The organism is Xanthomonas sp. A1809 (genome assembly GCF_017746015.1).
In the GTDB taxonomy this organism is placed as follows: Bacteria; Pseudomonadota; Gammaproteobacteria; order Xanthomonadales; family Xanthomonadaceae; genus Xanthomonas; species Xanthomonas euvesicatoria.
Genome location: NZ_JAGHWZ010000002.1, coordinates 65,068 through 80,118, shown reverse-complemented (window position 1 = coordinate 80,118; position 15,051 = coordinate 65,068). Strand labels below are relative to the sequence as shown.

11 protein-coding genes and 1 pseudogene are annotated in these 15,051 nt (G+C 65.0%); 7 read left to right on the top strand and 5 right to left on the bottom strand.

Annotation, left to right across the window (positions count from 1 at the left end):
• Window positions 1-18: 18 nt before the first annotated feature.
• The 4 genes from J7396_RS00885 (at window position 19) to J7396_RS00870 (ending at window position 4,918) form a co-directional block, all read left to right on the top strand.
• Entirely contained in the window at window positions 19-879 is an 861-nt protein-coding gene (locus J7396_RS00885) for a CheR family methyltransferase (protein ID WP_008571499.1), read from the top strand.
• Window positions 880-881: 2 nt separating this feature from the next.
• Window positions 882-1,478 (top strand): chemoreceptor glutamine deamidase CheD, encoded by a 597-nt coding sequence (cheD, locus tag J7396_RS00880; RefSeq protein WP_003486330.1) that lies wholly within the window; start codon window positions 882-884, stop codon window positions 1,476-1,478.
• Window positions 1,475-2,551: a chemotaxis response regulator protein-glutamate methylesterase gene (locus J7396_RS00875; protein WP_184422812.1), complete on the top strand. Its 1,077-nt coding sequence runs from the start codon at window positions 1,475-1,477 to the stop codon at window positions 2,549-2,551. Before cheD ends, J7396_RS00875 begins: the two co-directional genes overlap by 4 nt.
• A 78-nt stretch (window positions 2,552-2,629) precedes the next feature.
• On the top strand, window positions 2,630-4,918 hold the full coding sequence (locus tag J7396_RS00870; RefSeq protein WP_031422456.1) for an EAL domain-containing protein: 2,289 nt from the start codon (window positions 2,630-2,632) through the stop codon (window positions 4,916-4,918).
• A gap of 87 nt (window positions 4,919-5,005) precedes the next feature.
• Here the strand turns inward: J7396_RS00870 and J7396_RS00865 are convergent, their stop codons facing one another.
• The 4 genes from J7396_RS00865 to J7396_RS00850 form a co-directional block, all read right to left on the bottom strand.
• The gene (locus J7396_RS00865; protein WP_014090072.1) at window positions 5,006-5,851 is read right to left on the bottom strand and encodes an alpha/beta fold hydrolase; all 846 of its coding nucleotides are present in this window, start codon (window positions 5,849-5,851) and stop codon (window positions 5,006-5,008) included.
• Between the two features lie 194 nt (window positions 5,852-6,045).
• Window positions 6,046-8,637: a bifunctional aconitate hydratase 2/2-methylisocitrate dehydratase gene (acnB, locus tag J7396_RS00860; protein ID WP_209260817.1), complete on the bottom strand. Its 2,592-nt coding sequence runs from the start codon at window positions 8,635-8,637 to the stop codon at window positions 6,046-6,048.
• A gap of 50 nt (window positions 8,638-8,687) precedes the next feature.
• A complete protein-coding gene (locus J7396_RS00855; protein WP_008571495.1) occupies window positions 8,688-9,098 on the bottom strand; it encodes a type II toxin-antitoxin system VapC family toxin in 411 nt (136 codons plus the stop codon).
• Window positions 9,095-9,343, bottom strand: a complete 249-nt coding sequence (locus J7396_RS00850) for an AbrB/MazE/SpoVT family DNA-binding domain-containing protein (protein WP_003486316.1) — start codon at window positions 9,341-9,343, stop codon at window positions 9,095-9,097. Before J7396_RS00850 ends, J7396_RS00855 begins: the two co-directional genes overlap by 4 nt.
• A gap of 147 nt (window positions 9,344-9,490) precedes the next feature.
• Between J7396_RS00850 and acnA the strand changes: the two genes are divergently transcribed.
• Complete coding sequence (acnA, locus tag J7396_RS00845; RefSeq protein ID WP_209260816.1) at window positions 9,491-12,259, top strand: aconitate hydratase AcnA; 2,769 nt, start codon at window positions 9,491-9,493, stop codon at window positions 12,257-12,259.
• A gap of 134 nt (window positions 12,260-12,393) precedes the next feature.
• Window positions 12,394-12,631: pseudogene (locus J7396_RS00840) on the top strand (hypothetical protein); the annotation flags it as partial.
• A 37-nt stretch (window positions 12,632-12,668) separates the two neighbouring features.
• On the opposite strand, the gene J7396_RS00835 reads toward J7396_RS00840, so the two are convergent.
• Complete coding sequence (locus tag J7396_RS00835; protein WP_031422452.1) at window positions 12,669-13,118, bottom strand: hypothetical protein; 450 nt, start codon at window positions 13,116-13,118, stop codon at window positions 12,669-12,671.
• Between the two features lie 97 nt (window positions 13,119-13,215).
• Here J7396_RS00835 and J7396_RS00830 point away from each other — a divergent pair, with 97 nt between their 5' ends.
• Window positions 13,216-14,898 (top strand): long-chain fatty acid--CoA ligase, encoded by a 1,683-nt coding sequence (locus J7396_RS00830; protein WP_209260815.1) that lies wholly within the window; start codon window positions 13,216-13,218, stop codon window positions 14,896-14,898.
• The last annotated feature ends 153 nt before the right edge of the window (window positions 14,899-15,051 follow it).

The window sequence follows — 15,051 nt, the reverse complement described above, 5'->3', positions numbered from 1 at the left end:
TTATAGCTCACGACGCGTATGGATATGACGACAACGACTTCCGCTTCAGACACACGCGAATTTGATTTCGGCGACCGCGACTTCAAGCGTGTCTGCGACCTGATCTACCAGCGTGTCGGCATCGCACTGGCGCCGGCCAAGCGCGACATGGTGTATGGCCGCTTGTCGCGTCGTCTGCGCGTGCTCGGCCTGCGCTCGTTCCGCGACTACCTCGACCAGCTCGAAGCCGGCAACGATGAAGAAGAGTGGCAGGCATTCACCAATGCGCTGACCACCAACCTGACCTCGTTCTTCCGCGAGCCGCACCATTTCGACAAGCTGCGCGAAGAACTGCAAAAGCGCGCCTCGCAGGCGCCGTTGAAGATCTGGTCGTGCGCCGCCTCCACCGGCGAGGAGCCCTACTCCATCGCCATCACCGCCTGCGAAGCCTTCGGCACGCTGACCCCGCCGGTGAGCATCGTCGCCACCGACGTCGACACGCAGGTACTGGAAACCGCCTCGCGCGGTGTCTATGCCATCGACCGTGTCGCCTCGCTGGATGCAGCGATCAAGCGCAAGTACTTCCAGCGCGGCAGTGGCCCCAATGAAGGCAAATGCCGGGTCATTCCGGCGCTGCGCCAGCTCATCGAATACCGCCAGTTGAATCTGCTGGCACCGCGTTACGACGTCGGCGGTCCGTATGCGGCACTGTTCTGCCGCAACGTGATGATCTACTTCGACAAGCCCACCCAGCGCGGCATCCTGTCGCGCCTGGTCAGCCACATGGGCGAGGACGGTCTGCTCTACACCGGGCACTCGGAGAACTACCTGCACGCGGCCGATCTGATCCAGCCGTGCGGGCGCACGCTGTATCGGCGCGCTCCGCGCGCAGGAGCCTGAGCATGAGTACTGCCGTGCAAGTCGACGACGTCATGCGCTACCGCGATTCGCGGTTCCAGACCATTGCCGCCAAACTGCTGCCCACCCAATACCTGGTGGTGGACGACGACACCGCGTTGACGACCACCTTGGGATCGTGCGTTGCAGCCTGCCTGCGCGACCCGGTGCTCAAGATCGGCGGCATGAACCACTTTCTGTTGCCCGAAGGCCAGGTCGGCGACGGAGCGCCCACGCGCTACGGCAGCTATGCCATGGAGTTGCTGATCAACGACATGCTCAAGCGCGGCGCGCACCGCAAACGCATCGAAGCCAAGGTCTTCGGTGGCGCCAACGTGCTGAAGGGCTTCACCAGCAACCCGGTCGGCACCCGCAACGCCGAGTTCGTGCGCCAGTACCTGCAGGCCGAACATATTCCCATCATCGCTGAAGATCTGTGTGGCATCCATCCGCGCAAGGTGTGGTTCTTCGCGACCACTGGCCGCGTCGTCGTGCAGCGCTTGCCGCACGCACACGAAGCCGAAGTCGCCGCCACCGAATCGGCCGTGCGCGCCCGTCTGTCCAAAGCACCGGTTACCGGTGGAGTGGAGTTGTTCGAATGACGCTGGAAACCCCTGTGCGTGTATTGATCGTCGACGATTCGGCGGTCGTGCGTCAGATGCTCACCGAGATTTTATCGCGCGACGCCGGCATCGAAGTGGTCGGCTCGGCCGCCGACCCGTTGCTGGCGCGCGAAAAGATCAAGCGCCTCAATCCGGACGTCATCACGCTGGATGTGGAAATGCCGCGCATGGACGGCCTGGTGTTTCTGGAAAACCTGATGCGCCTGCGCCCTACCCCGGTGGTGATGATTTCATCGCTGACCGAGCGCGGTGCCGACACCACCTTGCAGGCCCTGTCGCTGGGCGCCGTGGACTTCGTGTCCAAGCCCAAGATCGACGTCGCACGCGGGCTGGAAGGCTACGCCGAAGAGATCGTCAGCAAGGTCAAGATGGCCGCCAAAGCCAAGGTCAGCGCACTCAATCGTCCGAGCACGCCCAAAGTCACGCTGGATATGCAATCGGCACCGGTGGCCGGCAGCGCGCTGCGCTTTCGCACGACCGACCGCTTGATCGCCATCGGCGCCTCCGCCGGTGGTACCGAAGCGCTGCGCGTGGTGCTCGAACACATGCCCGCCGATGCGCCCGCGGTGGTGATGACCCAGCATCTGCCTGCCAGCTTCAGCACCGCATTCGCCGAGCGCCTCAACCGCCACTCGGCCATGTCGGTACGCGAAGCCACCGATGGCGAGGCCATCCTGCCTGGCCATGCGTATCTGCCGCCGGGCGGCCAGCATCTGCGCATCATTCGCGACGGTGCGCGCTGGCGCTGCCGCATCGACGATGGCCCGCCGGTCAATCGCCACAAGCCGGCAGTGGACGTGCTGTTTCGTTCTGTTGCCGCCAATGCCGGCCCGAATGCGGTGGGCGCCATCCTCACCGGCATGGGCGACGACGGCGCACGCGGCCTGCTGGAAATGCTGCAGGCCGGCGCGCCGACGCTGGTGCAGGACGAAGCCAGCAGCGTGGTCTGGGGCATGCCCGGTGCCGCGTACAAACTTGGCGCCGCGCAGGAAGTGGTGCCGCTGGACCGCGTGGCCGAGCGCTTGCTCGCATTGTCGGCGCAGGCGCGCTGATCCGGCATGGCCGCGCATCCCTCGCACCCGACCAACCCAACGCTTCCTCCGGCACCGGGAAGCGTGGTGGGCGCTGGCGTGGATGCAGCGATGGACCGCACCCCGCTGACGGCTGAGCCGATCCATGCCAACGCCCCAGGCACGGGCCAGATCAGGCCCGGCCCGGTCACCGCCGGCATGGCCAAGGCCGGCGAACAGCCCGACCAACGCCGCGCGCGTCTGCTCGCCGAAGCCCTGGATGGCAGCAGCAGCGCCATTCTCATCTGCGACCTGCAATCGCGCCTGCTGTACGCCAACGACGGCTTCCAGCGCATGTTCGGCTACACCGAAGCCGAGCTGGTCGGTCTGCGTCCCTCCGATGTCCTGACCCGCGCGCAAAGCGACCAAAGCGAGGTCGCTCGCGTTCGCGATCGCGCCGATGCCTTGCAGCACACCCGTGCCGACCTGCTGGTCTATCGCAAGGACGGCACGCCGCTGTGGATCTCGCTGAACTTCAACCCGATCTACGACGCCAACCACGCTCCCTCGCATTACGTGGCGGTACTGACCGACATCACCGACACCAAGATGCACGAGGTGTTGCAGCACCGCGTGCTGGAGGCCCTGGTGCAGGAACGCCCGTTGATCGAGGTGATGACGCTGATTTGCACCGAGGTCGAACGCATCGCACCGGATGTGCTGGCCACGGTGATGAGTGCGGACAATCAAGGTCGCCTGCATTCGCTGGCTGCGCCCAGCCTGCCGCCCGAATACGCCGACGCAGTCAACGGCTTGAAGATCGGCCCGGGCACTGGCGCCTGCGGCACCGCGGCCTGGCGCGGTCGCGCGGTGATGGTGGAAGACATCGCCACCGACCCATTGTTCGAGGCATATCGCGACACGCTCTTGCCTTGGGGCCTGCGCGCCTGCTGGAGCACGCCGATCCGCTCCAACAGCGCGCGCGTGCTCGGCACCTTCGCGCTGTATTACCGCAAGCCGCAACGTGCCGATGCCTGGCATATGCGGCTCACCGATTTGTGCCAGCAGCTGTGCACATTGGCGCTAGAACGCGAGCAGATCCGCCAGCGCGTGCATCAACTGGCGTTCTACGACACGCTCACGGGCCTTCCCAACCGCATCATGTTCAGCGCGCGTGCCGAGCAGGCACTGACTCAGGCCGAATACGCCGGCGAACCGGCCGCGTTGATGTTCATCAACATCGATCGCTTCAAGCTCATCAACGATAGCCAGGGGCACGCCGCAGGCGATGGCCTGCTGCGTGATATCGCCTTGCGCGTCAACGACCAGATCACCGCCACGGCGATGCTGGCGCGGCTATCCGGCGACGAGTTCGCGCTCGCGCTGCCGCAATGCAGCGCAGAGCAGGCCAGTGCCGCCGCCGAGCGTTTGTTGGTCAGCATCGCCAGCCCGCTGCCGGTTGGCCATATGACCGTGCATCCCTCGGCCAGTATCGGCGTGGCGATGTTTCCCGAGGATGGCCACGACATCAACATCCTGCTGCGCCATGCCGACTTGGCGATGAATCGCGCCAAGAAGGAAGGCGGTGGGCGCTTCCGCTTTTTCAGTTCCGACATGAACCGCATGGCGCAGGAACGCGTGGCCTTGGAGGCCGAGCTGCGCCAGGCCATTGGCCGCGATCAATTGCAGCTGCACTACCAGCCGCAGATGCACAGCGCCGCGCCGCATGCCCTGTATGGCGTGGAAGCGCTGCTGCGCTGGAATCATCCGCAACTGGGCGCGGTATCGCCGGCGCGGTTTCTGCCGGTGGCTGAAGAGCAAGGCATGATGCCGCAGCTCAACGCTTGGGTACTGCGACGTGCTTGCGAACAGGTCGCGGACTGGCGCCAGCGTGGCGTGCCGGTGGCGCGCGTGTCGGTGAATCTGTCGGCGAGCGGCTTCGAAAGCCCGCGCATGCTTCCCGACCTGCTGCAGCTGATCGCCGAACTGGGCGTGCAGCCGTCCGATCTCACCCTGGAACTGACCGAAAGCGTGATGCTGTCCGGGCAACCGGGCGTGCTGGAAAACCTGCACGCCATTCGCGAAGCCGGCATCTCGCTGTCGCTGGACGATTTCGGCACTGGCTATTCCAGCCTGAGCCACTTGCATCGTCTGCCGATCGACGAACTCAAACTGGACATGAGCTTCGTCCGCGATATCGAACACAGCGAAGACGCACGCGCGCTCACCACCTCGGTGCTGCGCATCGGCGAGCACCTGCGCAAGCACGTGGTCGCCGAAGGTGTGGAAAACGAAGCGCAGCGCCTGTTCCTCGCCGACCTGGGTTGCGAGGTGCTGCAGGGCTATCTGTTCTCGCGGCCGCTACCGGCCCAGGCACTGGAAGCCTGGCTGGGCGCGCAACCGTCATAACGCAACCGCCGAACGATCACCGCTTCGAACTTCCTTCCAGCCAGGAAAGGCGGGCCATGGCGTGGCAAGTCATGAGCCTCCTCACCCTCATCCCACTCGCATCAGCTCCACCTCGGTCTCACCCACCGTCCGCTTCAGCCATCCCAGCAACTGCGCGTTGACGAAGGCCGGGTTTTCCAGCGAGGCGATATGGCCTGCGTCCGGGATCAGCTCGTAATCGCAACAGATTGCCTCGGCCATCATCCACACCTCTTCGGGCGGGCGCGGAATGTCCTCGGCGCCACCGAGCAGGAAGGTATTGGCCGGATCCAGCGCGGACAGGGCATCCAGTCGGTCGGCTCGGCCGAAGATCAGCCGGCCCAGCGGCACGATGGATGCGCGCAACTGCTCGGCCGACATCGCCGCCAGACGCTGCGCGAAGGCGGCCGGCAATGCCGAGCTCAGATCGATACCAGGGCGGAAGAAGATCGGCACGATCGCCTCGATCAGCGCAGGCGTCACCTGCCCGGCCGTCTCGATGGCATCAAGCAGGCCGAAATAGCGCGCACGCGTGGCGGCTGGCTCGGCGCCCAGGAAAGTATCCATCAACACCAGGCTGCGCACGCGCTCCGGCGCCATCAGGGCAAGCTCGGCGGCCCACATGCCGCCCACCGACAGGCCGACCACCGCGCACTGCGGCAACTTCAGTGCGTCCAGCAGGGCCAGCATGTGCCCGGCAAGATCGCCGATCTGCTGCGTGCCGTGCGGCAACGGACCTGACTGCCCGTGTCCCCATAGCTCGGGAACGATGACCTGGTAATGCTGCGACAGCGCCTGGATCTGCGGCTCCCACATCGCAGCGTCCCAGAGATAGCTGTGGCCGAGCAAGACCGGGAAACCGCGGCCATGTTGCGTGTAATGCAGGGTTTGACCGGAGATTGTGCAAGTGGGCATGGGCATCAACGGGCAGTGGTAGAGCGGCGGGACTCTAGACCTGCGCACTTCAGATTTTTGTTGCAATGCCACAATCCAGTCAGCTGGTATTTGCTTTAACGCCGGGCATCGTGACGACTACACGAAACCATTGCCCGAAAAGCGAAATGCCCGGCAGTGCCGGGCATTTCGGGACAGCAAACCTGCCGGAAGAATCAGGCGGCGACGGTTTCTGCCACGTCCTGATATTCCTGGATCTGATCGAAGTTCATGTAGCGGTAGATCTGATCGCCACTGGTCTTGATCACGCCGACATCCGCCATGTACTCGTCCTTGGTCGGAATGCGGCCCAGGCGCGAGCAGATTGCCGCCAGTTCCGCCGAGCCCAGGTACACGTTGGTGTTGCGGCCCAACCGGTTCGGGAAATTACGCGTGGAGGTCGAGAACACCGTGGCGCCCTCGCGTGCCTGCGCCTGGTTACCCATGCACAGCGAGCAGCCCGGCATTTCCATGCGCGCACCGGCCGCGCCGAAGGTGCCGTAATGGCCTTCCTTGGTCAGCTCGGAGGCGTCCATCTTGGTCGGCGGTGCCACCCACAGGCGGGTCGGGATGTCGCGCTTGCCTTCCAGCAGCTTGGCCGCGGCACGGAAGTGACCGATGTTGGTCATGCACGAGCCGATGAATACTTCGTCGATGGCCGCGCCGGCCACTTCCGACAGCGTCTTCACGTCGTCCGGGTCGTTCGGGCAGGCCACGATCGGCTCATGGATATCGGCCAGGTTGATCTCGATGACCGCCGCGTATTCGGCGTCGGCATCGGGCTGCAGCAGCTGCGGGTCAGCCAGCCAGTCTTCCATCTTCTTGATGCGGCGGCCCAGGGTGCGCGCATCGGCATAGCCCTCGGCAATCATCCAGCGCAGCAGGGTGATGTTGCTGGTCAGGTACTCGATGATCGGCGCCTTATCCAGGTGCACGGTGCAACCGGCCGCCGAACGCTCGGCCGAGGCGTCGGAGAGTTCGAACGCCTGCTCCACCTTCAGGTTCGGCAAGCCTTCGATTTCCAGGATGCGGCCGGAGAAGATGTTCTTCTTGCCCTGCTTGGCCACGGTCAGCAGGCCCTGCTTGATCGCGTACAGCGGGATCGCGTTGACCAGGTCACGCAAGGTCACGCCCGGCTGCATCTGCCCCTTGAAGCGCACCAGCACGCTCTCGGGCATGTCCAGCGGCATCACCCCGGTGGCGGCGGCGAAGGCCACCAGGCCGGAGCCGGCCGGGAACGAAATGCCGATCGGGAAGCGGGTGTGCGAGTCGCCGCCGGTGCCCACGGTGTCGGGCAGCAGCATGCGATTGAGCCAGCTGTGGATCACGCCGTCGCCCGGACGCAGCGAGACGCCGCCGCGGGTGGAGATGAACTCGGGCAAGGTGTGGTGGGTCTTGACGTCCACCGGCTTCGGATAGGCGGCGGTGTGGCAGAACGACTGCATCACCAGGTCGGCCGAGAAGCCCAGGCAGGCCAGGTCCTTCAGCTCGTCGCGGGTCATCGGGCCGGTGGTGTCCTGCGAACCCACCGAGGTCATCTTCGGCTCGCAATAGGTGCCCGGGCGCATGCCCTGGCCTTCCGGCAGCCCGCAGGCGCGGCCGACCATCTTCTGCGCCAGCGAGAAGCCCTTGCCGGTGTCCGGCGGGTCCATCGGCAGGCGGAACAGGTCCGACGCCGGCAGGCCCAGGAATTCGCGCGCCTTGGCGGTGAGGCCACGGCCGACGATCAGCGGAATGCGGCCGCCGGCGCGCACTTCGTCGAACAGCACCTCCGACTTCATCGCGAACTCGGCGATCACCTGTCCGTCCTTCAGCGCCTTGCCGTCGTACGGACGCAGCTCGACCACGTCGCCGTGCTCCATCTGCGAGACGTCCAGCTCGATCGGCAAGGCGCCGGCATCTTCCATGGTGTTGTAGAAGATCGGCGCGATCTTGCTGCCCAGGCACACGCCGCCGAAGCGCTTGTTGGGGATGTACGGAATGTCTTCGCCGGTCCACCACAGCACCGAGTTGGTCGCCGACTTGCGCGAGGAACCGGTACCGACCACGTCGCCCACGTAGGCCACCAGATGGCCCTTGGCCTTGAGGTCGGCAATGGCCTGGATCGGGCCGCGCTTGCCGTCTTCTTCCGGCTCGAACGCCGCGCCGTCGCGCTTGTTCTTCAACATGGCCAGCGCATGCAGCGGGATGTCCGGACGGGTGGTCGCATCCGGCGCCGGCGACAGGTCGTCGGTATTGGTTTCGCCCGGCACCTTGAACACGGTCACGGTCAGGCTCTGCGGCACTTCCGGCTTGCTGGTGAACCACTCGGCATCGGCCCAGCTCTGCAGCACGGCCTTGGCGTGGGCGTTGCCGGCTTGCGCCTTTTCCTGCACGTCGTGGAACGCATCGAACACCAGCAAGGTGTGCTTGAGCGCCTCGGCAGCGGTGGCGCCCAGCTCGGCGTTGTCCAGCAGGTCGATCAGCGGCTGGATGTTGTAGCCGCCCAGCATGGTGCCGAGCAGCTCGGTGGCGCGGGTGGGGCTGATCAGCGCGGTGGTCTCGGTGCCGAAGGCAACCGCGGCCAGGTACGAGGCCTTGACCTTGGCAGCGTCGTCGACGCCGGCCGGCACGCGCTGGCTGAGCAGCTCGACCAGGAATTCTTCCTCGCCAGCCGGCGGAGCCTTCAACAGCTCGATGACCTCGGCGGTCTGCTGCGCGGTCAGCGGCAGCGGCGGGATACCGAGCGCGGCGCGCTCTGCAACGTGGTGGCGATAGGCTTCCAACATGCGGGTTCTCCAAAAAAGCAGCGGTGAAGGTGGTAAAGCGCGAACGTGGATCAGGGTGCGGGTTTGGGAACGATGATCTTCAAACCCTTGAAGTAATCGCGGAAGAAGCCCTCGTCGCGGGTGATCAACCCGTCGCACTGGAGCATGGCGTGGGCGCCGATCAGGAAGTCGGCCACCACCCGCTCGCGCTTGCCGCCGCGCGCGCGAAAGCGCTTGTTCATATGGCCGGCGCGCACTGCCGCCGCTTCCTGGGTGGCCTCGTAGCGCACGCCGATCGAGGCCAGGGTTTCCATCAGGTCGACCTGGGTGTCGAGCATGGCCAGCACCTCGGCCACCACCGCGTCGCAGACCACCACTTCGTCGCGCGCCAGCGCGTCGCCGATGCAGACCTCCGACACTTCGCCATAGACCGGGTCGCCGATCAGGATGTCCAGCAGGACCGAGGAATCCAGGGCGATCATGGGTCGAACGGATCCCCGGGCGCGCGGCCACGGATCACGCGCATGGCCGCATCGGTGCTGGTCAGGCCGTCGACCAGCTTGAACTTGCCGCGCACCTTGCGCAGCGCCTCGCTGACGTCCTTGCGCAGGATGATGCGCCCGCCGTCGAGCTCGATCTTCAACGTGGTGCCCTTGGTCAGGCCCAGGGCATCGCGCACGGCCTTCGGCAGCGTGATCTGTCCGCGTTCGGCAACGGTGGCTTCCATGAGCATGCTCCAGAAAGTATGCACGCATGATACGTACTTGCACCGCCCTACTCAAGTTGGCAGATCGGTCTGGACACACCGTACGTACACACTGAATCGCTCAGAATGGGCACCTACCTAAAGCCTTCGATGCCATAGGAGTGATGCATGAGCGATTCCTTTTCCACTCGCACCTCACTTGAGGTCCACGGCAAGCGCTACGCGTACTACAGCCTGCCGAAGCTGGGCGAACGCTTCGATATCGGCCACCTGCCCTATTCGATGAAGATCCTGCTGGAGAACCTGCTACGCCATGAAGACGGCGGCGTGACCGTCGGCAAGGACCACATCGAAGCGGTTGCCAAGTGGGACCCCGCCGCCGAGCCCGATATCGAAATCGCCTTCATGCCGGCGCGCGTGGTACTGCAGGACTTCACCGGCGTGCCCTGCGTGGTGGACCTGGCCGCCATGCGCGATGCGGTGGTCAAGCTCGGCGGCAATGCCGACCAGATCAACCCGCAGATTCCCTCCGAACTGGTCATCGACCACTCCGTGCAGGTCGATGTATTCGGCAAGCCGGACGCGCTCGACCTCAACGGCAAGATCGAATTCCAGCGCAACCAGGAACGCTACGGCTTCCTGCGCTGGGGCCAGAAGGCGTTCGAGAACTTCAAGGTGGTGCCGCCCAACACCGGCATCGTGCACCAGGTGAACCTGGAAAACCTGGCGCGCGTGGTGATGAGCGCCGAGAAGGACGGCACGCTGGTCGCCTACCCCGACACCGTGTTCGGTACCGACAGCCACACCACCATGATCAACGGCATCGGCGTGCTGGGCTGGGGCGTGGGCGGCATCGAGGCGGAAGCGGCCATGCTGGGGCAGCCGTCGTCGATGCTGATCCCGCAGGTCGTGGGCTTCAAGCTCACCGGCAAGTTGCCCGAGGGCGCCACTGCCACCGACCTGGTGCTGACGGTCACCCAGATGCTGCGCAAGCTCGGGGTGGTGGGCAAGTTCGTCGAGTTCTATGGTGACGGCCTGCAGCACCTGCCGCTGGCCGACCGCGCCACCATCGGCAACATGGCGCCCGAATACGGCGCCACCTGCGGCATCTTCCCGGTCGATGAGGAGTCGCTGACCTACCTGCGCCTGTCCGGCCGTAGCGAGGAGCAGATTGCATTGGTCGAGGCCTATGCCAAGGCGCAGGGCCTGTGGCACGACGCCACTACCCCGCCCGCCCGGTACAGCGCCACGCTGGAACTGGACATGGGCCAGGTCAAGCCGTCGCTGGCCGGCCCCAAGCGCCCGCAGGACCGCGTGCTGCTGGAAGACATGCAGTCCAACTACCGCGAAAGCCTCAAGCCGTTCGCCGATGCGCGCAGCAAGAAGCTGGCCGATCTCAAGCAGGAAGACCGCCTCAAGAACGAAGGTGGCGGCGGCACCGCCGTCGGTGCGAAGGCGTCGCAGGCAGAAAGCGCCGGCGCCAGCGGTGCGGGTTGGCAGCTGCGCGATGGCTCGGTGGTCATCGCCGCGATCACCTCCTGCACCAACACCTCCAACCCGGCGGTGATGCTGGGCGCCGGCCTGCTCGCGCGTAACGCGGCGGCCAAGGGCCTGAAGGCGCAGCCGTGGGTCAAGACCTCGCTCGGGCCGGGTTCGCGCGTGGTCACTGACTATCTTGAAAAGGCCGGCGTGCTCACCGACCTGGAAAAGCTTGGCTTCTACGTGGTGGGCTACGGCTGCACCACCTGCATCGGCAACTCCGGCCCGCTGCCGGAAGACGTGTCTGCGGCCATTGCCAAGGACGAGCTGGTGGTGACCTCGGTGCTGTCGGGCAACCGCAACTTCGAAGGCCGCGTACACCCCGAGGTCAAGATGAATTATCTGGCCTCGCCGCCGCTGGTGGTGGCCTATGCCATCGCCGGCACCACCGACATCGACCTCACCACCGAGCCGCTGGGCACCGGCAGCGATGGGCAGCCGGTGTATCTGCGCGACATCTGGCCGAGCAACAAGGAAATCGGCGACACCATCGCCGCCACCGTCGGCCCGGAGATGTTCAAGCAGAACTATGCCGACGTGTTCAAGGGCGACACGCGCTGGAACACCATCGCCTCGCCCGATGGCGCGCTCTACGCGTGGGACGAAGCCTCGACCTACATCAAGAACCCGCCCTACTTCGACGGCATGACCATGCAGGTGGGCAACGTAGACGACGTGCACGGCGCACGCATCATGGGCCTGTTCGGGGACTCGATCACCACCGACCACATTTCGCCGGCCGGCAACATCAAGAAGGATTCGCCGGCGGGCCGCTTCCTGCAGGAACGCGGCGTGCAGCCGGCCGACTTCAACAGCTACGGCAGCCGCCGCGGCAACGACGATGTGATGGTACGCGGCACCTTCGCCAACATCCGCATCAAGAACCTGATGTTCGGCGGCGAAGAAGGCGGCAACACGCTGTATTACCCAGCCGGTGGCGGCCAGCCGGAAAAGCTGGCCATCTACGATGCCGCAATGAAGTACAAGGCCGACGGCGTGCCGCTGGTGGTGCTGGCCGGCAAGGAATACGGCACCGGCTCCTCGCGCGACTGGGCCGCCAAGGGCACCAACCTGCTCGGAGTCAAGGCCGTGATCGCCGAAAGCTTCGAGCGTATCCACCGCTCCAATCTGGTGGGCATGGGCGTGCTGCCCTTGCAGTTCCTGGAAAACGAAAATGCACAGACGCTCGGCCTGGATGGCTCGGAAGTGCTGGACATCACCGGCTTGCAGGATGGCGCCAGCCGTCGTGCCACCGTCAATGCGAAAAAGTCCGACGGCAGCGTCAAGCAGTTCCAGGTCAAGGTGCTGCTGCTGACACCCAAGGAAGTGGAGTACTTCAAGCACGGCGGCTTGCTGCAGTATGTGCTGAGGCAGCTGGCGGCACGCAAGGCAGCCTGACCACAGCGCGCATTGCGCTGCAACGATGCAACGCACTCCCGCCGCTCGGCGGGAGTGGCGTTTCCGGCCTCTCAAAAAAAACGGCGATCACGCGGTGGTGAGCAAAGGACGCGTGCATCCCGACGTCGAACTGAATTCCCTCCCCCGCCGTTGGTGGTGACCGATACCATCGCCGGCACACGGACATCGATCTCACCACCGAGATATTTGGCGCAGAAGAAGGCGGCAACAGGCTGCATTGCCCAGCCAACGGCAGCCAGCCGGAGGGCCACCTTCCACCTTGTCGCAACGCAACGGCGTCACCGGGCGATGCGCGCTTCGGCCAGATGCCTCACGCCCCCCATCCATGCCCTGGCGCCATGCGTCCGGCCGCACCAAGCGGCAGCCGCGCTCCACTGCATCTGCGCGGTCAACGCGCCGCCGGCACCCATTGCGCGTGGTACAGCTGCCAGTCGCTGCCCTGCAATCGCCAGCCGGTGGTGACCTGATAGGTCTGCGCCTGATCGGGCACCCAGCGCCCGTTGCCGCCGGTCAACAGCGCGGTGAAGCGCACCGTGGCGGTATCACCGCGCAGTGCCACATCGACCGGCCCCATGGTCACGCCGAGCTGTTGATTGCCCAGCATCTGCACTTGCATCAAGCGCCGTAACCCGGCGGCGTCCAGCCCATGTTCGCCAACAAAATCCTCGGCCACCGGCGCCATCGCATCGCCGATCTCGCGCGCCTCGATCGCCTGATGCATCTGCTCCAGCGTGGCGCGCAGACGTTGTTCCGGCGCAGCACGCGTGCACCCGAGCAAGACCAGCATGCAAAACCCCATCCACGCCAGGCGCCACGACACTTGAATGCTGCTCTGCATCACGCTTCGCCTTTTCCATCCATGACGGTATGCTGCCAGCTGTTGTAACGCCGTGGAACACACTGCGGCGCGTCGAGAACACCCTGGAGGGGGGCAGATGAATCAGGCACGTCCTTGGTTGCAAAGTTATCCGGCCGGCGTTGCCGCCGAAATCGATCTTGAGCAGTTCCGCACGGTGGCCGAGGTGTTTGCCACCTCCGTGAAACGCTTCGCCGACCGGCCTGCGTACCATAGCTTCGGCAAGACCATCACCTACCGCGAGGCGGACCAGCTGGTCGAGCAATTCGCCGCCTACCTGCTTGGCGAGCTGCAGTTGAAGAAAGGCGACCGCGTCGCCTTGATGATGCCCAACTGCCTGCAATACCCCATCGCGACCTTCGGCGTGCTGCGTGCCGGCCTGACCGTGGTCAACGTCAATCCGCTGTACACCCCGCGCGAACTCAAGCATCAGTTGATCGACTCCGGCGCCACCGTGCTGGTGGTCATCGACAACTTCGGCACCACCGTGCAGCAGGTCATCGCCGACACGCCGGTCAGGCAAGTCATCACCACCGGCCTGGGCGACATGCTGGGCTTCCCGAAGGCGGCACTGCTCAACTTCGTGGTCAAGTACGTCAAGAAGCTGGTGCCCGATTACCGCATCAATGGCGCGATTCGCTTCCGCGAGGCGCTGGCGCTGGGCCGCAAGCACCGCGTGCCGACGCTGCAGATCGAACCCGACGACATCGCTTTCCTGCAGTACACCGGCGGCACCACCGGCGTGGCCAAGGGCGCAATGCTGACCCACCGCAATCTGGTCGCCAACATGCAGCAGGCGCACCAGTGGCTGGCGGGTACCGGCAAGCTGGAAGAAGGCCACGAAGTGGTGATCACCGCGCTGCCGCTGTACCACATCTTCGCATTGACCGCGAACGGCCTGGTCTTCATGAAGATCGGCGGCTGCAACCACCTGATCAGCAACCCGCGCGACATGCCAGGCTTCGTCAAGGAGCTGAAAAAGACCCGCTTCACCGCGTTCACCGGCGTCAACACGCTGTTCAACGGGCTGCTCAATACGCCCGGATTCGATCAGGTGGATTTCTCCTCGCTCAAGATGACCCTTGGCGGCGGCATGGCCGTCCAGCGTTCGGTCGCCGAGCGTTGGAAGAAAGTCACCGGCCTGACCCTGGTCGAAGCCTACGGCCTGACTGAAACCTCGCCGGCCGCGTGCATCAACCCGATGGACCTGAAGGACTACAACGGTTCGATCGGCCTGCCGATTCCGTCCACCGATGCCTGCATCAAGGACGACGCCGGCGCGGAACTGCCCGTGGGCGAGATCGGCGAGCTGTGCATCAGGGGCCCGCAGGTCATGAAGGGCTACTGGAAGAAACCCGATGAAACCGCCAAGGTCATGGATGCCCAAGGCTGGCTGCATACCGGCGACATCGCGCGCATGGACGCACAGGGCTTCGTCTACATCGTCGATCGCAAGAAGGACATGATCCTGGTGTCCGGCTTCAACGTGTACCCCAACGAGATCGAGGACGTGATCGCCGAAATGCCCGGCGTGCTGGAAGTGGCCGCCGTGGGCGTGCCGGATGACAAGTCCGGCGAGATCGTCAAGGCGGTCATCGTGAAGAAGGACCCGGCCCTGACGGCCGATGATGTGAAGGCGCATTGCCGCGCTAACCTCACCGGCTACAAGCAGCCGCGGGTGATCGAATTCCGCAAGGAGTTGCCCAAGACCAACGTCGGCAAGATCCTGCGCCGCGAATTACGGGACGCGCCGAAGACGTAATACCGCTTATACCGCAGCCCGAAGGCGTTCAGCCTTCTTTGACGCCCGCATTGCCGCAAGGCCTTGCGGGCGTTCGCTTTTGCACGCATAGAATCCGATGTCGGCGCACGCTCACGCGTTCAACCTCATCTCCGTCCGAAAGGCGGCCGGCCG

What these genes read in the sequence shown, in the direction of transcription:
- acnB (WP_209260817.1), bottom strand. Translation starts at nt 8,637, where the DNA reads ATGTTGGAAGCCTATCGCCACCACGTTGCAGAGCGCGCCGCGCTCGGT.
- J7396_RS00875 (WP_184422812.1), top strand. Translation starts at nt 1,475, where the DNA reads ATGACGCTGGAAACCCCTGTGCGTGTATTGATCGTCGACGATTCGGCG.
- J7396_RS00885 (WP_008571499.1), top strand. Translation starts at nt 19, where the DNA reads ATGGATATGACGACAACGACTTCCGCTTCAGACACACGCGAATTTGAT.
- J7396_RS00850 (WP_003486316.1), bottom strand. Translation starts at nt 9,343, where the DNA reads ATGGAAGCCACCGTTGCCGAACGCGGACAGATCACGCTGCCGAAGGCC.
- acnA (WP_209260816.1), top strand. Translation starts at nt 9,491, where the DNA reads ATGAGCGATTCCTTTTCCACTCGCACCTCACTTGAGGTCCACGGCAAG.
- cheD (WP_003486330.1), top strand. Translation starts at nt 882, where the DNA reads ATGAGTACTGCCGTGCAAGTCGACGACGTCATGCGCTACCGCGATTCG.
- J7396_RS00835 (WP_031422452.1), bottom strand. Translation starts at nt 13,118, where the DNA reads ATGCAGAGCAGCATTCAAGTGTCGTGGCGCCTGGCGTGGATGGGGTTT.
- J7396_RS00865 (WP_014090072.1), bottom strand. Translation starts at nt 5,851, where the DNA reads ATGCCCACTTGCACAATCTCCGGTCAAACCCTGCATTACACGCAACAT.
- J7396_RS00830 (WP_209260815.1), top strand. Translation starts at nt 13,216, where the DNA reads ATGAATCAGGCACGTCCTTGGTTGCAAAGTTATCCGGCCGGCGTTGCC.
- J7396_RS00855 (WP_008571495.1), bottom strand. Translation starts at nt 9,098, where the DNA reads ATGATCGCCCTGGATTCCTCGGTCCTGCTGGACATCCTGATCGGCGAC.